Origin of the sequence: Streptomyces sp. NPDC057253, assembly GCF_042669125.1 — a bacterium.
Taxonomy (GTDB): domain Bacteria; phylum Actinomycetota; class Actinomycetes; order Streptomycetales; family Streptomycetaceae; genus Streptomyces.
In genome coordinates this window covers 1-4185 of record NZ_JBHUXV010000268.1, presented here as the reverse complement: position 1 = coordinate 4185, position 4185 = coordinate 1, and the positions used below count along the sequence as shown (strand labels likewise).

The following is a 4185-nucleotide window of genomic DNA, read 5'->3' as shown; positions in this document are numbered from 1 at the left end:
CCTCAAACGCCGGAGGGGCTGGAGATGCTGAACGAGGCTGAGATGCGACCGGGCGCGAATCCGACGTCTCCGGACGGCTCTCCCCCACCCGGTACACCGCCAACACCTCGTTCGTCGCCGTGTTCCGTACCGCGTTGAACCAGCGTCGGCAGCCCGCCGCGTGGCTCCAGCGTTCGGCGAAGGGGCCCTTCGGGTTGGTGCGGAAGAAGAGGTAGCGGGCCCACTCCTCGTCGGTCAGGTCGGCGGGGGTCTCCGGGTAGGGGACGTGGGCCTGGCCGCCGTAGTGGAACTCGGACTCGTCGCGGGGCCCGCACCACGGGCAGGGGATCAGCAGCATGTCGTTCGGCTCCTCGAGGATCCCTAGTGGGCCACCGCGGCGGCACCGTGCTCGTCGACGAGCGCGCCGGTGGTGAAACGGTCGAGCGTGAAGGGGGCGTTGAGGGGGTGGGGCGTGTCGTGGGCGATCGTGTGGGCGTAGACCCAGCCGACGCCCGGGGTGGCCTTGAAACCGCCCGTGCCCCAGCCGCAGTTGAGGTACAGGTTGTCGACGGGGGTGAGGCCGATGATCGGTGAGGCGTCGGGGCTGACGTCGACGATGCCGCCCCAGGTCCGCAGCACATGGGCGCGGGCGAAGACCGGGAAGAGCTCCAGGGCGGCCGCCATCTGTTCCTCGATGATGTGGAACGCGCCGCGCTGGGTGTAGGAGTTGTACGAGTCGATGCCCGCCCCCATCACCAGCTCGCCCTTGTGCGCCTGGCTGACGTACACGTGGACGGCGTTGGACATCACGACCGTCGGGTGCACCGGCTCGAGGAGTTCGGAGACCAGGGCCTGCAACGGATGGCTCTGGAGCGGGAGTTCGATGCCGGCCATGGCCGCGAGGACCGAGGTGTGGCCCGCCGAGCACAGGGCGACCTTGCCCGCGGCGATCGGGCCGCGCGTGGTCCGGACGCCGGTCACCCGGCCGCCGACCACGTCCAGGCCGGTGACCTCGCAGTTCTGGATGATGTCGATGCCTGCCGCGTCGGCCGAGCGGGCCAGGCCCCAGGCGACGTGGTCGTGCTTGGCGATGCCGGCGCGGGGCTGGTAGGTGCCGCCGAGGACGGGGTAGCGCACGTCCGGGGAGACGTTGACGATCGGGCAGACCTCTTTGACGCCGTCCGCGTCGAGCCATTCGGCGTCCACGCCGTTGAGGCGGTTGGCCTCCACCCGGCGCACGCTGTCGCGGACGTCCTGGAGGCTGTGGGCGAGGTTCAGCACACCGCGCTGGGAGAAGAGGATCGGATAGTCGAGCTCGTCCGCCAGGCCCTCCCAGAGCTTCAGCGCGTGCTCGTAGATGCCGGCGCTCTCGTCCCAGAGGTAGTTGGAGCGGATGATCGTGGTGTTGCGGGCCATGTTGCCGCCCGCGAGCCAGCCCTTCTCCAGTACGGCCACATTGGTGATGCCGTGGTTCCTGGCGAGGTAGTGGGCGGTGGCCAGGCCGTGTCCGCCGCCGCCGACGACGATGACGTCGTAGGAGCGCTTCGGCTCGGGGGTGCGCCACAGCCAGTCCGGGTGTTCGGGGAGGTCGGCGCCGGGGGTGCGGGGGCTCATCGGATGTCTCCTGAGGTGCCGGGAGGATGCGGGGACGGCGTCTCCTGCGCGCCGGGTCAGCCGCGCAGACGGGACATGGCCGGGTCGAACAGGGGCTCCTCGGCGACCACGGCGTCCACGAAGCGGTCGAAGTAGCCGATCCGGACGGGGGTGCCGGGGGTGGCGAGCTGCGCCGGGAGCCATGCGTACGCGATGCCCTTGCCGATGGTGTGGCCGAAGGCGGCGCTGGTGACGTAGCCGACGGCGCGCTCACCGTCGTAGACCGGCTCCTTGCCCATGACGACGGCCCGCGGGTCGTCGATGGTCAGGCAGGTGAGCCTGCGCCGTACGTCGGCCGCGCGCCGCTCCAACGCCGCCTTGCCGACGAAGTCCTCCTTGTCGGCCTTGACGGCGAAGCCGACCCCGGCCTCGTAGGGGTCGTGCTCGTAGGTCATGTCGGTGCCGAAGGAGCGGTAGCCCTTCTCCAGGCGGAGGCTGTTGAAGGCGCCCCGGCCGGCCGCGATGCCGCCCAGCGGACGGGCCGCCCGCCACAGGGTGTCCCAGAGCTTCTGGCCCAGGTCGGCGGTGGTGTACAGCTCCCAGCCGAGTTCGCCGACGTACGACAGCCGCATGGCCGTCACCGGGACGGAGCCGATGTGGGCGCGCTTGGCGCGGAAGTACTTGAGGCCGGTGGCCGAGAAGTCGGCGTCGGTGAGCGGCTGGAGGACGTCCCGGGCGAGCGGGCCCCACAGGCCGATGCAGCAGGTGCCGGGGGTGATGTCGCGGACCTGGACGGTGCCGTCGGCGGGGAGGTGGCGGGTGAACCAGTCGAGGTCGAGGTTGCCGTTGGCGCCGACCTGGAAGACGTCGGGGGCGAGCCGCGCGACGGTGATGTCGCTGCGGATGCCGCCGTCGTGGTCGAGGAGCAGGGTGTACGTCACCGAGCCGACGGACTTGGCGACCTTGCCGGTGCACAGCCGCTCCAGGAAGTCGGCGGCTCCCCGTCCGCTCACCTCCAGGCGCTTGAGGGCCGTCATGTCGTACATCGCGACCGTCTCACGGGTGACCTGGGCCTCGGCGGCGACGATCGGCGACCAGTAGCGGGCGGCCCAGTCGTTGGGGGTGACGATCGAACGGCCTTCCACCAGGCCCGCGTTGGACTCGTACCAGTGCGGGCGCTCCCAGCCGTTCGCCTCCAGGAACACCGCGCCCAGTTCCTGCTGGCGGGCGTGGAAGGGGCTGGTGCGGATCGGGCGGGGGTCGCCGGAGGGCTGGAGCGGGTGGAGGATGTCGTAGACCTCGACGAAGTTCTGGCAGTCGCGGGCCAGCACGTACTCCGGGGAGAGCTGGTGCGGTTCGAAGCGGTTGACGTCGCACTCGTGGAGGTCGAAGGAGGAGCAGTGGCCGTCGACCAGCCACTCGGCGACGGCCCGGCCGACACCGGCGGAGTGGGTGACCCAGACGGCCTCGGCGACCCAGAAGCCCTTGACGTCCGGGGACTCGCCGAGCAGGGGCAGGCCGTCGGTGGTGAAGGAGAACAGGCCGTTGATGCCCTCCTCCACCTTGGCGTCCTTGGTCGCGGGCAGGAGCGACTGCGTCTCGGTCCAGGCGTCCGCGAAGTCGTCCTCGGTGAACTTGAGGACCGAGGGCATGGTGTCGGCCTCGTCGAACGAGAGGATCTCGTCGGCGGTGATCGGCATGGGGCGGTGGCCGTAGTAGCCGATGCCGAGGGTGTCGAAGCGGTCGCGGTAGTACAGGTCGGCGTCCTGGTGGCGCAGGATCGGCCGGACCGCCTCCTCGCTCTGGCCGGCGAGCGCCGGGACCGGCCCGGTCCAGGCGAGCTGGTGGGCCAGCGGGGTGAGCGGGAGGTTCATCCCGGCCATGCGGGCGATCTTCGGGCCCCAGATGCCGGCGCAGCAGACCACGATCTCGGCCTCCAGGTCGCCCTGGTCGGTGCGGACCCCGGTGACCTCGCCGTCGGTCTGGAGGATGTCCAGGACCTCGTGGCGGGCCAGGAACGTCACCCCGCGTTCGGTGGCCCGGCGGATCTGGGCCTCGACGGCGAGGACGGCCTTGGCGAGGCCGTCGGTGGGGATGTACAGGCCGGCGAGGACGCGGTCGCGGTTGACCAGGGGGTGCTTCTCGACGCACTCGTCGGCGGTCAGGACGCGGGAGTCCACGCCCCAGGCGGTGAGCCAGCCGTGCCGGCGGTGCAGTTCGGTGACGCGCTCCGGGGTGGTGGCCACCTCCAGGCCGCCGACCTGGAGGAAGCAGGGCTGTCCGTCGACGTCGAGGGAGCAGAACTTCTCGACGGTGTAGCGGGCCAGCTCGGTCATGGTCTTGGAGGGGTTGGCCTGGAAGACCAGGCCCGGGGCGTGCGACGACGAGCCGCCGGTGGCGGGCAGCGGGCCCTGGTCGACGACGGTCACCTCGGTCCAGCCGCGCGCGGAGAGTTCGTCGGCGAGTGCTGCGCCGACGACGCCCGCTCCGATGATGACCACTCGGGGTCCCGCCATCGCCGCACCTCCGGATAAGTTGCTTTTTACGCAACACGATTCAGGCTGCGCAACTCAATGTGCCCGTCGCGCCGGTGGGTGTCAAGAGGTCCCGTGA

The 4185-nt window shown here is 70.9% G+C and carries 3 protein-coding genes; all 3 read right to left on the bottom strand.

The genetic code is table 11. The features are described 5' to 3' along the window. The coding region (locus ACFULQ_RS48710) for a sarcosine oxidase subunit delta (RefSeq protein WP_383558186.1) at positions 1-337 on the bottom strand (337 nt) is incomplete at its 3' end. A gap of 23 nt (positions 338-360) precedes the next feature. Continuing rightward, a complete protein-coding gene (locus ACFULQ_RS48705; protein WP_383558184.1) occupies positions 361-1593 on the bottom strand; it encodes a sarcosine oxidase subunit beta family protein in 1233 nt (410 codons plus the stop codon). 56 nt (positions 1594-1649) lie between these two features. Then, the gene (locus ACFULQ_RS48700; protein WP_383558182.1) at positions 1650-4088 is read right to left on the bottom strand and encodes an FAD-dependent oxidoreductase; all 2439 of its coding nucleotides are present in this window, start codon (positions 4086-4088) and stop codon (positions 1650-1652) included. Positions 4089-4185: the final 97 nt, after the last annotated feature.

Coding starts and splice junctions, on each gene's coding strand:
- ACFULQ_RS48700 (WP_383558182.1), bottom strand. CDS start 4,088: ATGGCGGGACCCCGAGTGGTCATCATCGGAGCGGGCGTCGTCGGCGCA.
- ACFULQ_RS48705 (WP_383558184.1), bottom strand. CDS start 1,593: ATGAGCCCCCGCACCCCCGGCGCCGACCTCCCCGAACACCCGGACTGG.